The organism is Shewanella sp. 10N.286.52.B9 (genome assembly GCF_002873635.1).
Classification (GTDB): Bacteria; Pseudomonadota; Gammaproteobacteria; order Enterobacterales; family Shewanellaceae; genus Shewanella.
This window is the reverse complement of record NZ_MCTY01000182.1, coordinates 1-22982: the sequence shown is the minus strand read 5'-3', so window position 1 is coordinate 22982 and position 22982 is coordinate 1. Positions and strand designations below refer to the sequence as shown.

Below are 22982 nucleotides of genomic sequence, written 5' to 3'. Positions count from 1 at the left end.
CCGGCTTATCGGCCAGCTCACCTCATAAATTAAAAGCCCGTTTATCGAAAGATAAGCGGGCTTTTTGCTATCTAATTTCCCATTGCTGCTATTTCTATTTTCTAATAACTATTTTGATGAACTCAGCACTTAGTAAATGTTATTGTATTCAATCACATTGATTTAATAGAAAGTGTATAAAGTTTATGAGTGGGAATGGAAACAATTGGGGCAACTCAAATGATGCCATTATTAATGAGATTAGAAAGCGCGTACTGCAACGTGATTTTGAAGAGTTCGGCATTAAAAGGCGTAATATTCCCGCGCTCGGGATTGATTATCTCGACATCTTGGATGATGTACCAAGCTTGATAGGCAAGAAGTTGAGCGAATAACCACAGAGGTTATTTCACTGATGTGGTCAAGTAAATCTGTACACACTTAGGGGGATTTTCTTATGCCGCCATTTCAGCTGCCGTTGGGCCCATATAATTTATTGTAACTATGCCCGCGTTTTGTATTGTAATGTTTCAATATGTAGTTCAACACATCATGCTTTGCTTCATCAAAATGTTGATATCCGTTCTTTGGCATCCATTCCGTTTTATAGCTTCTAAAAAACGCTCCATTACGGCATTATCCCAGCAATTCCCTCGACGGCTCATGCTCTGATTAATTTGATATTTCCAGAGCATTTGTCGATATTGAAGACTGCTGTAGTGACAACCTTGGTCTGAATGAAATAATAGACCTTTAGGCCGTCCACGACTTTCAAAAGCCATTCTCAAAGCAGCGCAGGTCAAATCTGTATTCGGACTATCAGCACAAGCCCAGTCAACCACTTTCCTCGCATATAAATCCATGACTACCGCTAAATATAACCATTTTGTTCCAGACCAAAGTAGAGTAAGAGGCAGAGCGTAGTCGAACTATTTCTCTGCTTCTCCTCTCCGAACCGTACGTGCACCTTTCAGCGCATACGGCTCTCCGTTTAATTGTGGCTAACAGCCATGGCAACATCGCTATCGCGAGACGTGACAGTATTTCTAATTTCATCTCTGAGGTAGGGGTTTGCTTCTGGTGATCGCCATCTAAAGGGTAATTTAGGGCTACTCACTAATCTAAATAGTGACGCGCCACATAAATTTCCACGATTGCTTTTACCAAATAACACCCATGTCGTTGCCTGATTTGGTGTCGGACGTTTGATCCATTTCATCATTAACGATTTAATCGAACAACGATATTTCCTAGCCAACCACTTAGCGAGTTTCCAGAAAATAATACGATCAATTTTGCTGTAAACTTTCGCGGTGTAATCAGTATGTCGATAAAATTGTGCCCAACCCTTAAGTTTGCGATTGAGTTGTTCCACTTTGTCTATCTTGCTACAGCTATGATCCCCTGATAAAGCCTGACTCAATGAATGAGAAAATGCTTTGGCTTTACCGTTTGGAATACCAGACACCACTCGCATATTTCCCTTAGGCCCACGCTTTCGAATGATCCTATGTCCGAGAAATATAAAACCGTCATTCACATGTGTAATATGCGTTTTATCCATATTTAACGTGAGTTGCAGCTTACCTTCTAAGAAGTGTCGACATTGGTCCCGAATTGCCTCTGCTTGTTGTTTATTGCCTTTGACAATCACTAGAAAGTCATCAGCATAACGGCAATAAGCAACGGCAGGTTTCCATTGTCTGTTTTCCTCAACCGCAGGTTTTCGCTTGATTTTGATACTGTGATTCCAGTACCAGCGGTCTTTACGGGCTTTCTTGCTCAAGTAACATTTATCCAAATATTGATCGAACTCATTAAGCATTATGTTTGACAATAACGGAGAAGTTACACCACCTTGTGGTACGCCTTCGCTTGTTGCACAAAATAGGTTACGTTCAATGTGTCCAGCTTTAATGAAGCGCCAAAGCAAATCATTAAATCGACGGCAGTTGATCCGTTTACGAACACATTTCATCAATAATCGATGGTGAACTGTATCAAAATAGCTTGATAAGTCTCCTTCAATTATCCAGCGACCTCTAGGCTCATTGGATTCGGTCATTTGTAGTTTAACCGTGCGAATGGCGTGATGGACACTGCGCTCTGGTCTAAAGCCATAGGACAACGAATGAAAATCATTTTCCCATATCGGCTCCATTGCCATGAGCATGGCACGTTGAACTATTCTGTCCCTAAGCGTTGGTATACCTAAAGGACGTAGCTTTCCATTGGCCTTGGGGATATAGATCCGTCTAGCAGGCATCGGTTGATAGTTACCTGACAGCAGATTATTTCTGATCTCATCAAGATAACCAGCCAAATTAGCCTGTATATGAATCTTTGTTAGTCCATCAACACCAGGCGTTTTAGCACCTTTTGAAGAAAGCGTTACTTCAGCCGCTTGGCGAAGCCAATGCGGGTGACTGATAAGGCGCAGCAGTCGATTAACGCGGTGCGCTTTATCGGTTGCTGTCCATGTTGCTAATTTGCGTTGCATTTCGCTGATTATCAAAGGTCTTCACCTCATTAAGGTCAGGTAATTTGCTCACGCAAATCAATTAAACTGTGTCCCTTCGCCATGTAATGGGCTTTCCCCATCTCAGACTACTACGAACACTCCGCCAGTTTGTTTGTCATCAGGGTCATGCTCCCTTAGCATTCAAAACAAACCTTCCCCGGTTTACCTACCTGAACTCGAACATATTGGGGTGGATGCCGATCGCAGTCTTTGACCTTATCGTGCTGTAAGGTGATGATGCTTAAACGCAGAATTGTGATTTAGCGTTTATCCATTAATAAGTACATATTTATTACTCATTAATTCGGCAATAGCGCCCATACATTTAGCACTATTACTGCACCATATTACCTGTTAATTCGTGTAGGCAATGGCGACGTTTCAGCCCATAGATGCGGGTTAATCGGTTCATGTTCTTCATCCGTCCAATACTTAGTCTAGAGGAGCATCTTGGCTTAACGAATTCGCCTCACTCCCCGTTGTCAGCGAGTTACATCACCTTATCAGCATACGATAAGTCACTGCCGCTCAGACTCAACTATCTGCACAACCAGATAGTGCCATAAACAATGTAGCTCCTGCCGTAGTGTTCATGTATTTCAGATAGACTCGTGGTTCCTTAAAGCATTCCATGCTAGTGCTGAACTCCGGGCACACTATAGGTGACATCGCCACACCAAACCTGGTTTTTAGCTTTAACATTAAACTGCCTTTTGAGCAGGTTAGGGGCAAATTTAGATTCATCTTTCGCTATTTTGTATCGATGTTTTCTGAGCTGAGCACTCACCAATCCAGCATGTTTCATCAAACCTGCCGCTTTATAGCGACCGATATTTTCGCCTTGCTGATTTAATTGACCTGCAATGGTTCTAGCCCCCGCAGACCCTCGACTATCACTGTGTATCACAACAGCTTGCTGGCATAATCGCTGATAATCTGGATTAACAATGCCGCGATGTTTCAGGTGATAGTGATAGCTACTTCGTGGCACTTCAAACAACTGACATAGTTGTTTAACAATGCTTTGCTCTCTTGATAATGACTCAATTAACGCTATCGTTTGATGTTGTCTTGCATTAAGAGAGCGGTAGCCTTTTTTAGGATATCTTTCTCCCATTCAATCTTCTTTATTTGAGCCTCAAGCTCTTGAATTCTCTTTTGTTCGGGCGTCAGCGCTTTTGCTGATGGCGTAATACCACTAAATTCTTCTTTGAGTTGCGCAACCCACCGCCTAATAGCCGTTGGGCCTACGCCTGTTGCTTCACAAGCTTCTCGAACGCTATAGCCTTGTTTAATCACAAGGTTAGCCGCATCAATTTTGAATTCTGTTGAGTAAGTAGGTTGAGTTGTCATCATTTTTACACCAAGTTATCTTAAGGGGAGTTTACCCCATATCGGTGTACAGATTCATTAAGCCACAATACCCCAAAGTACGAAGACTAACATTAACACCTTCATTATGGGTTGATTAACGCTGCTAGGCTGTGAATGCAGCAATAAACTATGTCTTTACATGGAAGCAACTGGAATGGATTCAATATGACATCAAATCGACATCAATTAATTGAGTTAATTGAGCAAGGTGCAATTGAGAAAGATAAAATAAACGATGCGCTTATCATTAGCCAAGTTCAGCCGCGCAGTAATGATTGGCTCAATTTTTTTATCCAGTCACTGGCTTGGTTAGGTGGATTAGCCATTACTTTCTCGGTGCTATTTTTTGTTGCTTTTAATTGGGACGAAATGGGCAAGTTTGCTAAGTTTGCGCTGGTGGAATTATTAGTGATACTGGCCGTTGCTGCCTATTACAAGTTGAATGCACTTACTCACCAAGCATCAATATCCTCAGACAATTCAATCATAAAAAGCTCAGTAACATCGAAATTTTCCAAGGTGTCAGAGTCGGTTACTAAAGTACCGTTATTTATGGCAGCGATATTCTTTGGGGTGCTATTAGCCTTATTCGGGCAAACCTATCAAACCGGCGCCGATCCTTGGCAACTCTTTTTTAATTGGGCTGTGCTCATTCTCCCATGGGTGATTATCGGCAGATTAAGTGCACTGTGGATGTTATGGATTGGGCTAATCAACTTATCCATCTTGCTGTATTACATGAATTTTAGCGGTACTTTAGGCTTTTTTATCAATCAAGAACTTAATTCGCTTTGGGTAATATTCTTCTTTAATACGCTGGTGTTGGCTTGCTGGGAATTACTGAGTCAGCGGTATACATGGTTAAGTGCTCGCTGGGCGCCACGCTTATTAGCTATCGCCAGCGGAACCTGTATTTCCTGGTTAATGGTTGGCAGTATTTTAGGTTTCAGTGACGAGAGCTATCTTAGTTCAGGTTTCAGTGAAATTGGTATTCTCCCCGTGATGATATGGCCTATGTGGTTAATAGCGATGTACTTGGGCTATCGTAAATACCAGCAAGATTTGTTTATGCTGGCAGGCATATTGGTGTCGGTGAATATTGTAGTGATTTGTTTTGTTCTCTCCCATTGGTTAGAAGCAATCGGGGAAATTGGCTTTTTATTGATATCAAATATGATGATTGCCATGGCGGCGGGCTCAGCGATTTGGCTGCGTAAAATCAATAAGGAGTGGCAGTCATGAATGACTCAATGAAAACGGCACCAGTAAATAGTCAATCATCACTATGGCAATCCTTTTTGCAACATGGGCTGGTTGTTGGTGAACAACCCGCAAAACCTGAGCTAAAATCCCCTTGGTTTGTGAAGTTATTATTGGCAATTTCAGGCTGGTTTGCAGCGCTGTTCTTTTTAGGTTTCTTAGCCATTGGTATGGAGTTTATATTTGATAATGAGATAGGCGCTTTCATTGTCGGTACGATACTCACTATAGTGGCGTATGTGCTATTTAAGAGTAATAAAAATGAATTTGTAGAACACCTATCGTTAGCTATTAGTTTTAGTGGGCAGATACTCATCGTCTATGGTTTTACTCTATATTTTGACGATAACACCAGCTGGTTACTCACTACGCTACTGCAATTTAGTTTGATGGCCATTATGCCCAATGATATCCATCGCTTTTGTTCAGCCTTGTTTGGTGCTTGTTGTTTCATCGTCACTTTAGCGCTTTTTCAGCTGCCATTTATTGGGGGGAGTTTTGTTCTATTCGCTGCTTGTTGGCTATGGTTGCATGAATTTGACCGTACCAGCCAACAAACTCACATTAATAAACTAACCCATTTTTTTGCCGCCTTTTTAGATAATAAACGACCTATAGCTTATGGCTTTTTATTAGCTCAATTACTGCAAACATGTTTAATGTCATTCCAATATGGCTGGTATGAGTTAGTTGATTTTGGTTTAGCAAATGAATTACTCACTTCCCCCTGGATGGGTAATGTTCTCATGGCTTTAGTATCGTTATATGTAGTGTGGCAGTTGCTTAAACGACACCCAGAGTTACCCACTAAAGTTCGTTCTATTGTCCTTGCAACAAGTCTACTTATCTCTGCTTTGTCATTCGAGGCTCATGGCATCAATGTCGCTATATTACTGCTGGTACTTGGGTTCTCAGCCAGTAATCGGCTACTCATTGGCCTAGGCATTATTTCATTACTGGCGTTCATGTCGGCTTATTATTATTTCCTGCATTACAGCTTATTAGAAAAGTCCTTCACATTAATGTTCATGGGGGTGTTTTTACTGGCAATACGTTGGATTATGCTCAAGTTAACAGCAAAGCATCAGGAGCTGACAAATGACTAATATTGCTAATAAAGCATCAGGTATAAAAAGTCTTAACACCATCATTTTGGTCGGCACTCTGGTGTTGATGCTGGGGTTAATTAATTGGCAAATATATCAAAAAGAGCAACAAATAAAACAGGGTGATCTGGTCTACCTTGAGCTTGCTCCAGTCGATCCTCGCTCGCTAATGCAGGGTGATTACATGGCGCTGCGATTTAAAATGAGTAACGATATCCGCAGTGCGCTAAAGCTGGTTCAAGAAGAATTGATTCAAGGAGAACTGGTTCAAACAGAGCAAAACCTTACAGAAGCTGAAACTAACCAACAATGGCGAACACTACCCAATAGTGACGGATACGTGGTGGTGAGTGTTGATTCACGCAATATAGCCTCTTATAAAGCCTTATATGATGGGCAGGAGCTAGCAGCAGATGAAATGCGCTTACAGTATCGAGTCAGAGACGGCAGGATCAAATTCGCCACCAATGCTTTTTTCTTTCAAGAAGGTCACGCCAGTGTCTATGAAGCTGCAAAGTACGGTGAGTTCAGAGTCAATCAACAGGGTGAAGTGCTATTAACCAATATGTTTGATGCTGAACTGAATGCGTTGAGATACGAGTTCATATCTGATAAGAAAAATTTATAAGAGAGTGAACCATAGTTAACTACTTCAAATTGGTTAGTCGATACTAAGTAACATATTTCTATTTTTATGATGTCTTCTAATCGATAGATTAGTGGACTTTTTTTTGAAAAATTCGATAAAAAAACTAATTATGCTTAAATATTTGGATTGTCATGCTAAATGACAGCATTGCCAGTGAATGTAAGTAAACGTCACTGTATTACTCAAAATAGGTAGTGATTGATTGTCTTGAAAATGCATTACTTGTTTGTACTATGAAATACAGATGTTTATTCAAGTACGTCAATATAGATCTAATTTCATTGGAGAAAATTGTAAACCCTTTAGTACATAACCTGTGTATATGCTGTGATTTTTGTGTGTAAAATGTTACCAATTGTGTAACTCCAATGTTATCATTGCGCTTCAATTATGAATTTTAGAAATAAATAGCAATTTGGACGCTATTTACGTCATTAATGTCCTAACTAGATTAGGGTGTGGAGTGGTAAATGCTTAAAGGGATTTTTGTACTGTTTTTCTTGCTTTTCAGTGGAGTAAGTTTTGGGCAAGTACAGGCAGATATTCGGTCATCAGGTATTTTGTTAGACCAAAATACCCAAAATTATATACTTTGGGTGGATGATTGCTCTGGCGTAGCTTCAGTTGAAACGCAGATTTCCGGAAGTCTTCAGCAGATAACCCCTTCTTCGGATAGCCAGTCAAATAATAGCTGCCAGTATCAATTTACAGCAGATGAAAATCAGTATTTATCACCAAGTGTTAATGTTAATTTTAAAGATGGCACCACTCAACTTTTCACTGAAACTTTTCAAAAAGAACTTGTTGCTCCATCAATTGCCTTATCCTCTGTATCAGTTAGTGAAGATGGAGATGAGCAAATACTTACGATTTCCTTTATCGCAAATGATAATATTGATCTAACTTACCTTGGAGTTGATGTTACGGCGTTTAAAGCTTCAGATCTTCGAAGTGTTGGCGGTATCGTTGAGCAGGTTAAATCATTAGCCTTTGCTTCAACTAGTGGTTATCACAGGGTATATCCCATATCAGATGAGCAGGTTGAATTTTTTATAAACATACCTGTCATTGGTGAATTGACTCAAGCAGAGATAGCAAATAATGCTCTTGTCCTCATTGATGCATATGCGATTGATGCATCAGGTAATAAAAGTGTTGTTTCTTCAATCGAAACCACTGGAGGTAATATTGAAGAGAAAGCACTATCTTGGCGAGTATTTCCAGAAGAAGTTATCATTACTGACGTTTTACAGTCTGTGACCATAACACCAAGTATTCAGTTTGAATTTCGTGGTGAGACAGTTGTGCAGGGCGCAGGGCGTGGCGTTTCATACATTTCTGATAAACCGAGCGAAATTTATGTTAATTCTTCTGGTGTGGTATATCTAGATACGAATGTTGAAAATACTTCTGGCAATATTAAATTATCTTATCCAGGTCTTCCTGAAATTACAGTACCAATCCGAGTCGACTTATCGAAAAAGTTAGCTAGATTGGCCTTCAAAGGTTTTGATGAGCAAGATTTCGTGGTGCCTTCACTCAATAAAAATTATCAATTACCTCAAATTGAAGCTGTTTTTGATGATAACTCTCGAGTGCCAATAGCAGATCAATATCCAATTTTATTGCAACTGCCTCAGGAAGCTGAAGGGATTTTGAGTCTATCGGGGGCATCAGTCAAAGCGCAAAAGACTGTTGTTGCTAATGCCCCGATATCGTTAAAAGTTGGAGTCGAAGGTAATTCAAGCATTGTAGGTGCTATTAATATTGTGGCAAAAGATGCTTTACCAAAGGCTGAACTAGCTGTTTCCTCTAAAGTTGAAGTTGGCCAAGACATCAGTGTTAGTGTTACAGCTGAAGATGACGTCGCTATTCATAAGGTAGATATATTACTCAATGGTTCAATTATTAGCAGTATATTGAAAGCCCCATATCAACTACAACTTCCAATAACACAAGACATGTACGGCCAATCTTTAAAATTTGAGGCATTTGCCATTGACTCTGCTGGACAGTATTCTGAAGCATCAATTAAAACCGTCGTAGTGGCAGATAAAGTCGAGCTTGATATTTCAGAACTGAAATTTGAGCACCCTTTAGATAATCAGGTTGTCGTTGCATCTTCTCCCACTAAATTTCAAATAGCACGTGAAGTTGGCCCTTTAAAAATAGCTCATAATATTTCATTACCTAAACTATCTAAAATTGAATTTATTCTTGATGGAGACGTGGCTGCAGAAGTATTAAGACCAGGCTTTGAAGTTAGAGATGTCGAAACACAATCGGGAACTGAAAGCTATCTCTATGAAGTATGGAGTGTAGAACTTCAATCTCCAGAATCATCGCTAAAAGAAACGTCACGTTCATTATTTGCAAAGGTTTATAGCCAAGGGAAGGTTGCGGAAACGGAAAGCCGTTTAATTAGGCTTGTGCAGAATAAACCAACAGAATTGCTAATTACGCACCCACATCAAGCTCAAACAGTCATTGCTGGTCAAGCGATGAGATTGATATTCACAGTGACTGACGACACACTACTACACGGAACTCAAATCGAAGCAAAAATTAATGGGGAAAGCGTATTCAACAACCGCATTATTGATAGAGATGAGCAGTATAAATATACCCTTAACACTCCGTTTATTCTGGTTGATGAAGTAATAAATATTGAGGGGGATTTATTAGGGGAAACCTTAGATTTAGTCGTAACAGCATCTGACTATCACGGCGCTATTACAACGTCTGAAATAATTCAATTGAGTGTCAAAAGCGACCAGCCGCCAACCATTGCTATGACTACACCGCTTGAGGGAGCCAATTGGGTAGCAGGTTTACCTGTTGAGTTAATGGCGTCAGCAAGTGATGATGTTTCTGTAAAGCAAGTCGATTTTTATGTTAATGATATTAAAATTGGTACAGATGTCACGCCTCCTTACAATGTGGTCTACCAGACCCCAACATTGGAGCAAGGGGTTCAATCTGTTGCGGTTAGAGCAGAAGCATTAGACTCTGGAGGCAATTATGGAACAAGCCAAACGGTACATGTCACTTTAGGGTTTGATGAACAGTTACCTGTTATGCACATTGTTGCACCCACTGTTACTGGAGTTGTCGGTGATACGGCAGTTGCTTCTGTAGTTGAAGGTACTGATGAGCTTATAAAAATTAGCGGTTACGATAATGTTGGAGTCACAGGTTTTACGTTATCAGGTATACGCAAAACAGGCTCGCAATACCTCTTAACTGGCCAGGATTCAGATATTGTTACAGATAGTGATATCAGTATTCAAAACATCCCTGGAGGAGCAAATGCATTTTCTATTGTTGCTTATACCCGCTTCCCAAATTATCAAGGTTTGAATGGAGCCGAAGCTGACTATTATCAAATCAGTGCATCAGTTAAAGATGCTAGAGGAAATGAATCTAAATCATCGCTTAAAATTGCAATAACTGAAGATCAGAAAGCAAAAATATCAGATGTAAAATTGAATAAGAAAAAATTTACTGCTCATGACAAAATAAATGTTTCTGTTATCGCTCAAGATGATGTCGCTGTAGAAAAAATAAGAATAGCGTTACATGATGCTAATGGTGAATCTTTATTTACAAGAGAAATTGATGACTCATCAGGTTTAACTATTGCTGCCAATACTGGAGCAAAATTTGAAATTGAGCTTCAATCTCTCACAATTGCGAACCAAGAACAGAATTTACTTTTGATAGCAGAAGCTTTCGATAAATCAGAACTTAGTTCTGAAGCTTTTGAACTTCCTATTCAGATAGTTGCAGATAATGATGGCCCAATTGTAGGCATTGAAAAGCCTCTTATTGGTAGCCAGTTGCTCAACGATGTTAATCAAGAAGCTATTTGGGCAGTTAAAGATGCATCTTTAATTAAATCAGCTTCGTTAAATATAAATGGGAAATTAATTGATTCGGTAACAGATATTGAGCAAGGCTTTTCTAGAACAAAAACTTTCCAATTATCAGATGAGAAAAATGCTGTTTTTGAAATTACTGCTGAAGATGTATTCGGAAATCAAACAAAAAACGGTTGGAGTTATAGTGTTAATGACACTAGTGCTCCAATTGTAGATATACTAGCACCTGTAAGTGGAGATAGACTTTATGAAGGGGAACAGTTTTTAGCAAGTGCAAAAATAGATGATGACGGTTATATCTCCGAAGTAGTATTTGCAATATTAGTAGACGATATTATTACTGATTCACAAGTTTTGACTGCTAATTCAAATGAGCAAACTTTCGAGTTTTCTACTTCTTTACGCTTTCCAAATGCAGCAGGAACTTCAAAAGTTGAGTTACAGGTAAGCGCAACTGACAACCATAATCAGCACGGCGTTAGTCGCATCGAACTTGTGGCTCTTGATGATGTTAATCCACCTCTGGTCAACATGCTTTTACCTGAAGAGGAGAAAGTATTATTACCTGGAGAAGGTTTTAAAGTTGAGGGGAACGCATTAGATGATATTTATATCAATAAAGTATATGCGGTCCTTATTGATGATAATGATGAAGAAATTGAGTTGGAATGGCAAAGTTTAGCGATTGAAAACTCAATTAAAACAGTGTCGGTACCTGATCCAATTACTATCGGTTCAACAATTGTCAAAGAGCAATTCTTTTCAGAGGTTACTGGTTTTCCGTTATTAGTTTCCGAATTGTGGGGTAGTGAAGATAAATCTTATCAGTTGGTACTAAGAGCTGAAGATAATGGAATCAATGTATCTTCTTCTTTATCAATGCCAATCAGCTTTAGATCTGATATTAACGCCCCTTCTATTAATGTTCTTTCGCCAATAAATGAAGTGGTTGAACATCAGATCGTACCCTTTAGTGCGACAATTGAAGACGATGTTAATGTTGAGGCATACAAGATATATTTTCCTGGTAATGAAAATAATCCAATTATTGAAGCTCAAAATATAAATCAAAAATTTGTACAAATTGAATCTGATGGGATCACATCTCCGTTGAATATCGACCTTTCAATGTTTGCGCCCATTGAAGCATCAGGTAAAAATATCAGTATTATTATTGATGCTTGGGACCATAAAGGTAACAAGTCTTCTATTAGTCACAATTTTAAAATTATTCCAGATACTCCTGCTGAAATATCAATTACTGGTCAATTACCAGAGCCAAAAGTTAATGGTGGGATTTACTTCTATCAAACCGAACTCGTAGATGACTTTGCTAGCGCTGAAGAGCCCACATTATCAGCTTCTATCGCGACCTCTTTTAGTCTGCAAGAGCAGAATAGACAAGCTTGGTATTCAAGATATTCTGGTACAGACATAGATAGTAAATCAGATGATACTTTGAGGCTCGGGTTTTCTTATGCAGAAGCAGTAGAAGGCTGGTCAATTAAAATCAATGGTAAGACTTATTTTCAATTTACCCCAGGTGAATTGGAAATTCAGCCTTTAGAAATCAATTTAAATGATCGGATTGAATTGAATAAAGAGAACTCTCAAAGTGATATAGAGTTATCAGTCCGTTACTTAACAAATAACCAATGTCCACAGCTATGGCAGCAGAAAACGGTAAATGCGAGCGAAGGGTTCAATATTCGTGAATTATTCCCGTATGGAACTACAGAAGCAATAATAACGCCGTTATATAGCGATGGGAGTGAGCATCCGTATATTAAAAGCATTAGGCTAGATCTTGAGAAACAAGATGATGTTGATTTATTCCCCGGGCAGCTTGAGTTCTTCTCAGTTCAAAGAGAAGACGTTAGGTTGTCAATTGAGTTGAAGGATCTTTCTAAATCTAATAGTAGATCTTGGATTAGCCTTAGCCGTTTAAATAAAAGTACTGGAGATAACACTAATCATGTTTATCTTAATCATGGTGAAATAGGTATTTTACCATTAAGTCATGTTAGTAATGATTTTGATATATATGCCATGGCAGTTGATCGGAATTTTACAACAATTGACCGCGAACCTATGGTTAATCCATTACGAGTTGCTATTTCGGAAGATGTTGAATTTCCAGAAATTGAAATTAATGAACCCAGCATAACATCTACTATAATTCCCGGCCAAGTTGTACGACTTAATGCTAGTGTGACTGATAACGCAGCTCACCTTCGTCAGTTATCAATTTATTTAAATGATAAAAAACTGTCTGAACAAGGAAGTTTATTACTGCAAAATCAGCAGGAACTTTTACTTCCCATTGATAAAGACTTGAGTGTGGGGAGTATTGCCACGTTGAGAGTTGTTGCTGAGGATCCTTCTGGAAATGAGTCTGAACATTCTATTGAGTTGCCAGTTTCAAGGAATAATGTTCCTGAAATTAATTGGTTAAAGTTTGTTTCTCATCGAGAGATCAACGATTTAACCCGACTAAACTATGGGGAATTCTGGGTCAGACAAGGCTCTACTTTTAATTTAGATTATCTAATTACTGATGACTCAGGCTTACAAGAATTACAACTAGTCAGATTATTGGAAGATGGATTAGAGTTTATTGAAGCAAGTATAAATTATGAGCATGACTGTAATGTACTTCCAACAATAAAAGATATCGCACAATTAGCCGTATCTTTTCAATATGCCAAAACACAGCAATATGAATTACGAGTTATTGATAATGTCGGCCAGCAAAGTCAATTACGCTTTTATGTACATCCTTTAGCAAATATAGTTCCTGGTATTCGTATTTCTCAACCTGCGCAAGACCAATATATTGCTGCTGGTAGTTTTAATCTTAAAGCTAGAGTTATCATGACTGATGATATGCCTTTGGATAAGTCTAAAGTAAAAATAGCTATTGATGGCATTGAACTGGCAGCAGTACCCAAAGAAGATCTATCATCTGAATTAACTGAGATTGATCTGCAGTTATTAGAAGAAATTTACGATGACTTTGAACATAATTATGGGCTCAACATTGCTGAGGACTATGCACGTTCTGATGCTAATAATATACTTATAGCTGAATATATTGTTGCTGTTCCAATTGAAGTTATCGGTGCAAATCAAAATGTAACATTAACTGCTGAAATTATAGATAGAGATCAAGCAATTGGAAGTGATGAGATTCAATTTGTTGGCGCTGAAGATGAAATAAAGCCTCAGGCAGCAATCCTTTCACCGATTGGGACTGCATTGGTTACAGAAGCAAGTACATTACCTATTGAATTTAGAGGTTTTGACAATGTTAAAGTAGCAGAACTTAGTCTGAAAACTGCTTACGGTATAAAAACAACTGAAGGTTATTCAAAGCAACAATATGGTGCGTCTATACGTACTATTAATGCTATACCAGCTAGAGATTTTGAAGCTATCACATTAAGCAATATAGATACTCCAATTTATTCACACCTTGTCACTATTCCTAAAATAAATGAAATATACCACCACTTTAGTGATGTGCTTGTTGATGACAGCAATCGATTTGACCTTTGGGTTAAATTAACAGCCAAGGATCATGCAGGTAATGAATATCAAATTGAGCAATCATATAATATTCGTGTTGATGAAAGACCTATTGTAGATATTGTTACCCCTACCAACTTAGAGCGAGTGGTCTCAGGTAGTAAATTAGCAGTGAATGTTCATGCATATGACGATGTGGGTATTCATTATGTTAATTTAAAAGTGACTCAAGGCGATAAAGAAATATATCGACGCAAGTTAATGTCCGGTCCATATACCTTTGTTTTTGACGTTCCGGAACTGGGGGAATCGGTTTTTAATCAGCTAGTTTTAGAAGTCGAAGCTTTAGATACTTACGGGGCCAGTAACAACGATCCTGATCTGCACATTGCTACAGAAAAACTAATTGTAACGATCAAAGAGGACGAACCTCCGATAGTTAACATTGCGGCACCTCTTAATAGTAAAGAGTATTTCGAAGGTGAGCATATTTTGGTTCAAATTAATGCTATTGATGATATAGCAATCGATACAGTAGGACTTGCCGTAGATGGCTTAATTACTGGCCCACAAAACTTGATTGCTTCTCGAGCTCCATATGAGTTTTTGCTTAAAGTACCATATGGACAAAAGGGTAAAAGCATTAGCTTTACCGCAACAGCAACGGAAAAAAGATACTCAGGAACCCCTAGATTAGCGACATCTCAAACGGTAAACGTTGTTATTAACGAAGACTCATCCATTCCTGAGATATCTGTCATCGCCCCAATTCAGAATGCAGTCATTTCAGAGAAAGGATCTTTAGAGTATTACATTGAAGCTACAGATAATGTTGAGGTGGGTAATCTATTACTGAATTTTTATGCGGATAAAGATCTTGATGGTTCGCTTTCTGATTTAGAACTGATCGCGCAGAAATACCTGTTTAGTGCCCCATATTCTGGACGCATCCAATTAGATACTATTGATAGCTATACTGGTGAAAATCTAAATGTTGATAGTTTACCAATGGCATTAGAAGTTATTGCCTCTGATGGTGCTAACAATAAGAATCAGAAAAGAATACAATTTTCGTTAAGAGCTAATTCTAAACCAGTAGTTGATAACATTCAGCTGATGGATAGTAATGGTGAGCTACAAAGCCATTTTGAAGAGATTACTCGTGGGAGAGATTTTGTAATAAATGTTTTAGCATCAGATGCTGAAAAAGGTATAAATAAAATCACCTTATTACGTGCCATTAATGCCCAAAATGATAGTGATTATGTTGTCGTAGGCACTGATAGCGCAGCACCATTCCAGTTTGATCAAAACGCTGAAAGTTTAGTTGTAGGTTCAACAGTAAGTTACAGGGCAATAGCAACCGATCAGGATGGATACGAATCTGTTTTATCTACTGCAAAAACATTTACGATTGTTGCTGACAAAGCACCTGAAGTAACGATTATTAAACCTGTAAACGAACAAAGTCACATTATTTCAGGGAATTCAATTGAAGTCTTTGCCGAAGTTGTGGATGACCTAGGTGTAAAGGGAATTGATCGCGTTGTTTTCCTTATGGATGACTTACCTATCGCAACAGTATCAGAGGCCTATAAAGGTGACGGTCTTTCAGGTGTTAATAATTGGTATAAAGCGACATTATTCCCAGCAGTTGATGCTTCAGGTGTTGCTATTCAGGTTGTGGCATATGATAAATTAAATCAAGCTGGCTTTTCTCAAGTTATCAAATTAGGTGTGGTTGAGGATACAATTGAGCCGGAAATTGTAAGTGTCACACCTACATCTGGCGACCTCCTTTCTGGTGGGGAAACTCAATTAGCAAGTGTCATAATTAAAGATATAGGTTCTATCTCACAACGACAAGTTCTGCAAGAGTGGATTCGAGAATACCAAGATAATAGTGGAATATGGCATTCATTGGCTAGTGTAGAGAAAGAACTAACTTACGATGATAATAGAGCTAATGAGTTAGGATTAGAGCTTGGTAACCCCAATCACCATAGCTATTTATATTGGGCTGAATTTAGTGATGGTCGCATTCTTTCCCATGAAAATAAGCGTGCTGAACGAGTTAGAATAATTACACGTGTAGTGACAAACAAACATGAAGTTGAGCTAGAAACTTTACATGAAGTCTCTTTACCTATTTCAGAGCATCGTTTTTGGCTACCTTCTGATGGTGCTAAAATAGAAGGACGATCATCTCCTAAAGACAGTGCAAAGCAGGTCTACTACAGTAATTTAAGTCAATATGGTTCTATAGAAGAAATACAAAGTTTATCAGGTTCTTGGTCTACTCATTCGTCGTTGGATATCCTGCAAAACTTTAGTCTTTATGAGAGCAATAAATCATTTGATAGTGATAAAACTCCTAAAGCATACACGGGACTTTTCCTTGCAGATTTTTATGATCAACAACAGCCTGCTGAAGAGGGCGAAAGATATATTTTCTCCGATTTAGTTAATGGGAGTGCTGAAATATTTCGTGGAACAATTACAGGTATAAAATCTCAAAATAACCTTGTCTTGGCAGTGAAGTCAGGTGACATTTGCGAAGTATGTACTGGTCCATCGGACTTTACCCATTACCTTAATAAAGAAATTGAAGAATTCCCTGAAACAGGCAATGTATATGATGATAGACAAGCTGAATTATTACTGTTTAATAAGCGCAATGCCGATGAGCAATTTGGCATTCCTTATCTTTTAGCTGGCAAAGTCGATTTACCGTATAACGATGCTTACAGCATCGAGGCCGCAGGTAACCTTGCGCTCGTTGCTAATGGGGCTGGTGGAGTTCAAGTTATTAATATTGCTGAACTTGGGTCTCCTTATCATGTCGGTTTTATCAAGCCCGATGGTTTTGTTAGAGATGTTAAAGTGAAGGGGCAGTATGCGTTTATTACAGCATCTTATCAGGGGCTTGTTGTTGCTGATTTATCACGTCCGCAAATGCCAGTTATCGCAACGTTAGATACCGCAGGAATTGCTAATAGGTTAAAAATTGTTGGTAATAAGGCCTATGTAACTGATATGGGTGAATGGGATGGCGCAGGAGCGCTTCATATCATTGATATTGAAGATCCTACAAATATACATATTGAAAAAACATATGTCATTCGTCCTGGTCGAGAGGACTATATTTCTGCCGGGGCATATGATGTTGAAGTTGTGGGTGGAAAGGCATATGTAAGTACATACTATATTGATCAAGAAGGCACGCCTATTGAAGGTGTCGTTGAGATTATTGAACTAGAACAGATAGGATTAGAACATATAGATCCTAGTCGTTCAGTTATTACTCATCGACCTACTACAGAAAGCGATCACTTAGCAACTGATATAGCTTTAGCTAATGGACGAGTGCAAATTGCATCTGGAAAGCGAGGTATTGCTGAAATAGATTTTCCAACGCTTACTATAATAGAGCACTCACCAAAAGCTGAAACGAATAATTTAGGTGTGTTTGCTTTAGATATTGCGGTGCATTTTTCTGCAGCCATCACTGAAAGTATTGAATGGCAAGAATACTTCACTGTGACACAAGGACATCCTGATATTGGATTGGATATCACTCATCAATTTGATATTAATTTCAAAGAGCTGGCTGATGGTGTGCTGTCAACTAGAGTCGTTGAAGCTAAACTAAAAAGTGAGTATCAACTTCAACCAGATAGCCATTATTTTGTACGTGTAAAAGCAGGTGTGAAACCTGTTACTGGCTACCTGCTACCTGAAGATTATTTGTTTAGCTTTACGACTATTTCAGCGCTGTCTGAAAAAGTGCCAGAATTTATCAGTATCACACCTGCTCAGGGGGATGTAGCGGGTGGAACTGAAATTATTATTGAAGGGCGTAATTTTGATGAAGGTATTCAACTAGAGTTAGGTGGTTTTCCTTTAGCCATAAGCCAACTGGAGCTGGCCGAAACCGAAGACGCTTTAGATACTATTAAAGCGACAACTATTCCTAATTACCCTGGCCCTGCGGCATTGCGCCTTATTAACCCTGGTGTAGTAGATTTGTTTGTACCTGGTGCCTTTACCTATGTAGATGAATTACGTATTTCATTTGTATCACCACCATTTGTGAGTGTGAGTCAGCAAGGGCAAAATGACCTTGTGACATTAGTTGGCCATGGTTTTAGCCCTAATATTCGCTTAAAAGCCTACAGGGCTGATGGTAAAGGCAGAGAAGTCATACAGTTTGTCGACGGTGATCGCCTTACTTTGTACAGTGCTGAAAAATTAGATTGGCGAGTCCCTGATTTTGGAGATAACTTCCGTGGTTTTGTTGATATTGAGATTACAGATCAACGTGGTCGGATAGCCATTTTATCCAAAGCATTATTTTATGGTGGACTAGTTGTTGATAGAACTCTAGAAACACAGGAGCCGCTTTCTATTGATGAGATTAAAGAGTATAACAGTGGCGAAAGGGGAGCATTATTAGACCCTGTTAAGCTTCCTGCTGGTGGTATTGTTGATTTAGCGAATGATAGTGAACTATCGCTGGTATACGTACTGGGTAAGGGGATTAATGATAAGGATGTAAAATCAGAATCTGAGATCTTTGAAGCTGAGTATGTGACGACATATTACGCGCCGGGTTGGATTTCGCTTGTGCATTATGATCGCGACAACTTAAACCATGCAGCACCGATGCATGGCCTTGGTTATTATGATTTACCACAAGCAGTAGTTCCTGCAGCGCTAGCTCTGGGTGAGCAACATATTTATATTTCTGCCCAAGGTCGTAACTTCCCTTATATTGATATGGATTTTGAGTCATTTTCTTATCTGTTTGTGATGGATAGAGTGCTCGCGCTACCTGGTGAGAATGAAGTTCCTGTTAATCGAGGTATCTTAGCTACTATTTCTTTACCGTTTGATAACGCAGCTAAACAAATCTTGATAAAAGATAATCTTTTACTTGCACACTCAGGGAATAGAATCGCGGTTATTGATATCAGTAGCCCCGCAAAGCCTTTTGTTTTGAAAACGTGGGATAATGTCAGCTTAAAAGGTCAACAAGTACCACTGTCTATTGAAGCCTTATCGGTGCGTGAAAATCAAATGTGGCTGACGATAAAGAGCGCATCAGGTAAGAATACTGTTAGTGTGGTTTATGACCTCTCACAACCTAGCTTGCCTATTTTAGCTGTGAATTCACTTTCTGGACCGAACGCATTGACACCATTGTCTGCTAAAATGGTGAATAGTCATGAGCAAGTTTCTTATTGGGACCTTGCTCAATTAGATAAAGCTAAAAGACAGTTAATTTTTAATGGTTTCGGTTTTACATTACCTGGTGATGTGATGGCGATAACCACTTCTGAAACAATAGCCACTCAAGCACTTGAAGAAGTGGTGATTGACCCTAAAGAACGCCCTTCTGAATACCGGACTCATTTACCTGTTTATGATTTGTCTGATACAGGACAGATCCGTCTGCATGACGTAGTAACTTTATGCGATATTGGCTGTGTACCTGGCCCGATATTGCAAACTGATGACGGTCTTTCTTTGTTGTCACTTGCGTCTACGTTTTATAACAACAAGCTAAGCTTAATAGATCTCCATACTATTGATATTAGAACAGTTAGCCCATTACCTAATGAGCAAGCTGTATCACTTGATAGCAGCATTAATATTGTCTTCACAGGTAATGTTAATTTTGCTGGTGAAGCTGTTGATTCCTTCATGGCTAAATATATGAGCTTAGTGAGAGAAGATGGTACTGATAGTGGAGAAATTGTCGCTGTTGATTTTGAATGGAATCAAGTCAATCCTAATGAATTTATTATAAAACCAAAACAAAACCTCCAACCATTACAACGTTATCGTGTTTTATTGAAAGAAGAGCCGCTAAGTTATCGTACTCAAGGCTTATTAAATTATAGCTACAGTTTTACAACAGCATCAGCAATTAATACCCCTTTTGAAATTGAAACAGTCATACCACACTCGTTGTCAACACAAGGTGGAGAGACAGTCGTGTCTTTTTCATCAGTGGTGCAATCCCCTGACTTTTATGTAGCAGGAAAGGCTGCGCAAGTTATCGAAGTACTTGCGGGGGGGACTAGTTATCGTATTTTAGTTCCTTCTAATGAATCAGGGGCTGCAATGTTAACTGTCGTGTCTCAGGGGGGGGCTAATGCTAAGAAGCTCGGTGCTATTAATTACGTGGAAGCATTACAGCTCACCTCTGTAAAACCAGAAATAGGTAGTGTAGCAGGTGGTGATAAGATCCAGATCATTGGGCAAGGCTTTGAACCAGGAATTGAGCGCCTATCAATTAATTTTGAAGGGGTGACGGTTAATTCAAACGATATTCAAGTGATCGATGCTGAAACAATTAGTGTGATAACTCCTAGTGGAGCTTTAGGAAAAGCTGATATTACTGTTAAATATGATGATGGCAGGATAGCGACACTACGGGATGGTTTTGAATATCGAATGCCTAGCAGTTTTGAAGTACAAGGAAAGGGAAAGATCTATGAAACCTTACTTGATCCATCTCAAAACTATTTATTTGCTGCAGCTGGTAAAGACGGGATATACCTTAGAGACTTATCTAAAGCACAAGCGGGTGAAGATAGCTTAGTTGGGCATTATAGTTTACCTCATGGTTATGCCGCTTTGGGATTAGCTGGATACTTCGAGCAAAGTAATGATCGAATTTTTGTCACAGCTGCGAAACTCAACTCTTCAGGAAATCCTGAGCCTGAATCAGCTGCGTTATTTATTCTTGCAATAGACAGCATCGATATTAGCCAATTCACACTAGTTAACCAATTAGAACTAGGTAGCGAATTTGCTAAAGGTTTATTTGTCGAGAACCAATCAGCTGTTATCGCTATGGCTAATAAAGGGGTTGGGCTGGTTGATACCTACCAGCATTCTAAATTATACCTTAGCGCTAGTGCTTCTTTATCAGCAGAGCATCAGGCCTTAGATGTTACAACTATTAATCTCTCAGACACTAAGAGTCATTATGTTGTAGCTGCTGGCGAATTTGATTTCAGTCTTAATACACTAAAAAATCAAGAGGTTAATAGTGGAGGTGTTTACTTATATAGTAATTCTGCATTAGATGGTTTAAGTGAGATAAGTCATATAAATATTCCTGCTTCTCACGTGGTTACACAGGATACTTATGCATATGCTTCATCAGGTGACTTAGGGTTAAGTATTATTGATTTTTCGAATGCAGAAGCGCCAGTATTAATTAATCGAATAGATGAATATGGTCATGTTTATGATATTGCGATTAGTGGACACGTGTTATATATCGCTCTTGGAGAACAAGGAGTAAAAGCACTAGATATAAGTGATCCAAATAATGTGATAGAACTTGATGGTTTTGTTGATCACGGCAGAAATGTGGAAGTATTGGTTACGACAGATTATGCCATTCTTGGTGTTTCGAATTATGGCGATACCGTGCAACCATTATATTCAATTGGTAGTTACAATGATATCGCGTTAAAAATTATATCAGTTGAACCCAAAAGTAAGATCCTTAGCCCTGATAGTACTATGCAGACCCAAGTTCATCTTAGGTTTAATAAAGCAGTTGATCTATGGGAAGAAAACGCTCAAAAAGTTGAGATTAAACGCACAGATAATTCCGCTGTTTCCAGTGATATTACAGTGACTAATAACGATATTTTAGCTAAGTTTTCAACTGTTGAACTCGCCGATGGAGAAAAGCTATTTGTTAATGTGAAACCAGGGATTAAATCTGTTAAGCCATTGGCTTCTGGCGGCTCGATTACATTGTATGAAACTAAAAAACCGAGCTCTTTTGCATTCAATTTTTTACCGGAACAGCTAGATAATTTAAAACTTCATCATGTGTTACCAAGGCGTGTGCTTATAAATGATCAAAAACTGATGAGCTTAACCTTATCTGGTTTACCTAAAAAGTATGATGATTTTTCATTATATCTTGGTGGCCAGTTAGCTGAAATACAGCAAGTGAGCCAAGGTGAAGATAATGATGCGCTTTTCCTTGTTGAGTTTACATCCCCTATTATAAAACAAGCAGGTTTGTATGATCTTGTTGCAGAGTTATCGATAAATGGGGTTGAAATATCAGCTAAATTACTAGGTGCTGTAGCGGTTGATGCGATTCTGAAAACTGACTTTTCAAGGCCTTTATGGACAGATGTAAAAGGCAGTGAGCTTATTGACTTATGGGGAGAAGGCTTTGAACCTGGTTCTAGCCTTGCCGGGGGAACACAAGTATGGGTAGGCTCGGCTCCCGCAAATCATGTTGAAGTACTGTCTACTAATCACTTAAGGTTCTCAGCACCCGCAAACCCTACAGGCACAAAATCTATCCGTGTAACTAGCCGTGGGGCTCAGTTCAGTCAGAGTAACCTTATGCTTGGTTATGGTTTAAAAGCATTAGGTAAAACTCAAGTATCTCAAACAGCACCTAGTCAAATACTTGTAGATAAGCAATCAGGAGTCGCAATTGGTGCTTCAGGACTATTTAGTCAACCTGGATACCCAAACCAAAGTATTTTCAACTCTCCAATTCCAGATAAAACCATTGTTTTCTCTGCTGATATAAACGATCCATATAGTCCGTTAATTGTAGGTGGAAGGGGCTCTATTTCAAATAATGATCAAGATATGGAAGATTTGTACGAACAGATCTTGATTAATAA

At 38.9% G+C, this 22982-nt stretch carries 8 protein-coding genes and 1 pseudogene; 5 read left to right on the top strand and 4 right to left on the bottom strand.

The window, feature by feature from the left end; genetic code table 11:
* Positions 1–185: 185 nt before the first annotated feature.
* Positions 186–374: a hypothetical protein gene (locus BCU91_RS13260; protein ID WP_102531686.1), complete on the top strand. Its 189-nt coding sequence runs from the start codon at positions 186–188 to the stop codon at positions 372–374.
* 100 nt (positions 375–474) lie between these two features.
* Here BCU91_RS13260 and BCU91_RS13250 read toward each other — a convergent pair.
* The 4 genes and pseudogenes from BCU91_RS13250 to BCU91_RS13235 form a co-directional block, all read right to left on the bottom strand.
* A pseudogene (locus tag BCU91_RS13250) lies at positions 475–890 on the bottom strand (IS3 family transposase); the annotation flags it as partial.
* Between the two features lie 80 nt (positions 891–970).
* Positions 971–2494, bottom strand: a complete 1524-nt coding sequence (gene ltrA / locus BCU91_RS13245) for a group II intron reverse transcriptase/maturase (protein WP_102531683.1) — start codon at positions 2492–2494, stop codon at positions 971–973.
* Between the two features lie 640 nt (positions 2495–3134).
* Positions 3135–3617: an IS3 family transposase gene (locus BCU91_RS13240; protein WP_133126608.1), complete on the bottom strand. Its 483-nt coding sequence runs from the start codon at positions 3615–3617 to the stop codon at positions 3135–3137.
* Positions 3554–3856 (bottom strand): transposase, encoded by a 303-nt coding sequence (locus tag BCU91_RS13235; RefSeq protein WP_102531681.1) that lies wholly within the window; start codon positions 3854–3856, stop codon positions 3554–3556. Before BCU91_RS13235 ends, BCU91_RS13240 begins: the two co-directional genes overlap by 64 nt.
* Positions 3857–4039: 183 nt before the next feature.
* Here BCU91_RS13235 and BCU91_RS13230 point away from each other — a divergent pair, with 183 nt between their 5' ends.
* The 4 genes from BCU91_RS13230 to BCU91_RS13215 form a co-directional block, all read left to right on the top strand.
* Positions 4040–5116, top strand: coding sequence for a DUF2157 domain-containing protein (locus BCU91_RS13230; protein ID WP_157936291.1), 1077 nt, complete (start codon positions 4040–4042; stop codon positions 5114–5116).
* Positions 5113–6240 (top strand): DUF4401 domain-containing protein, encoded by a 1128-nt coding sequence (locus BCU91_RS13225; protein ID WP_102531679.1) that lies wholly within the window; start codon positions 5113–5115, stop codon positions 6238–6240. The genes BCU91_RS13230 and BCU91_RS13225 overlap by 4 nt, the downstream gene beginning before the upstream one ends.
* On the top strand, positions 6233–6868 hold the full coding sequence (locus BCU91_RS13220; protein ID WP_102531678.1) for a GDYXXLXY domain-containing protein: 636 nt from the start codon (positions 6233–6235) through the stop codon (positions 6866–6868). The genes BCU91_RS13225 and BCU91_RS13220 overlap by 8 nt, the downstream gene beginning before the upstream one ends.
* Positions 6869–7359: 491 nt before the next feature.
* On the top strand, positions 7360–22982 hold a 15623-nt coding region (locus BCU91_RS13215), incomplete at its 3' end, for an Ig-like domain-containing protein (protein WP_198590469.1).

Excerpts from the sequence above, each read along its gene's own strand:
- BCU91_RS13260 (WP_102531686.1), top strand. The coding sequence starts at position 186 with ATGAGTGGGAATGGAAACAATTGGGGCAACTCAAATGATGCCATTATT.
- BCU91_RS13240 (WP_133126608.1), bottom strand. The coding sequence starts at position 3,617 with ATGGGAGAAAGATATCCTAAAAAAGGCTACCGCTCTCTTAATGCAAGA.
- BCU91_RS13235 (WP_102531681.1), bottom strand. The coding sequence starts at position 3,856 with ATGATGACAACTCAACCTACTTACTCAACAGAATTCAAAATTGATGCG.
- BCU91_RS13230 (WP_157936291.1), top strand. The coding sequence starts at position 4,040 with ATGACATCAAATCGACATCAATTAATTGAGTTAATTGAGCAAGGTGCA.
- BCU91_RS13225 (WP_102531679.1), top strand. The coding sequence starts at position 5,113 with ATGAATGACTCAATGAAAACGGCACCAGTAAATAGTCAATCATCACTA.
- BCU91_RS13220 (WP_102531678.1), top strand. The coding sequence starts at position 6,233 with ATGACTAATATTGCTAATAAAGCATCAGGTATAAAAAGTCTTAACACC.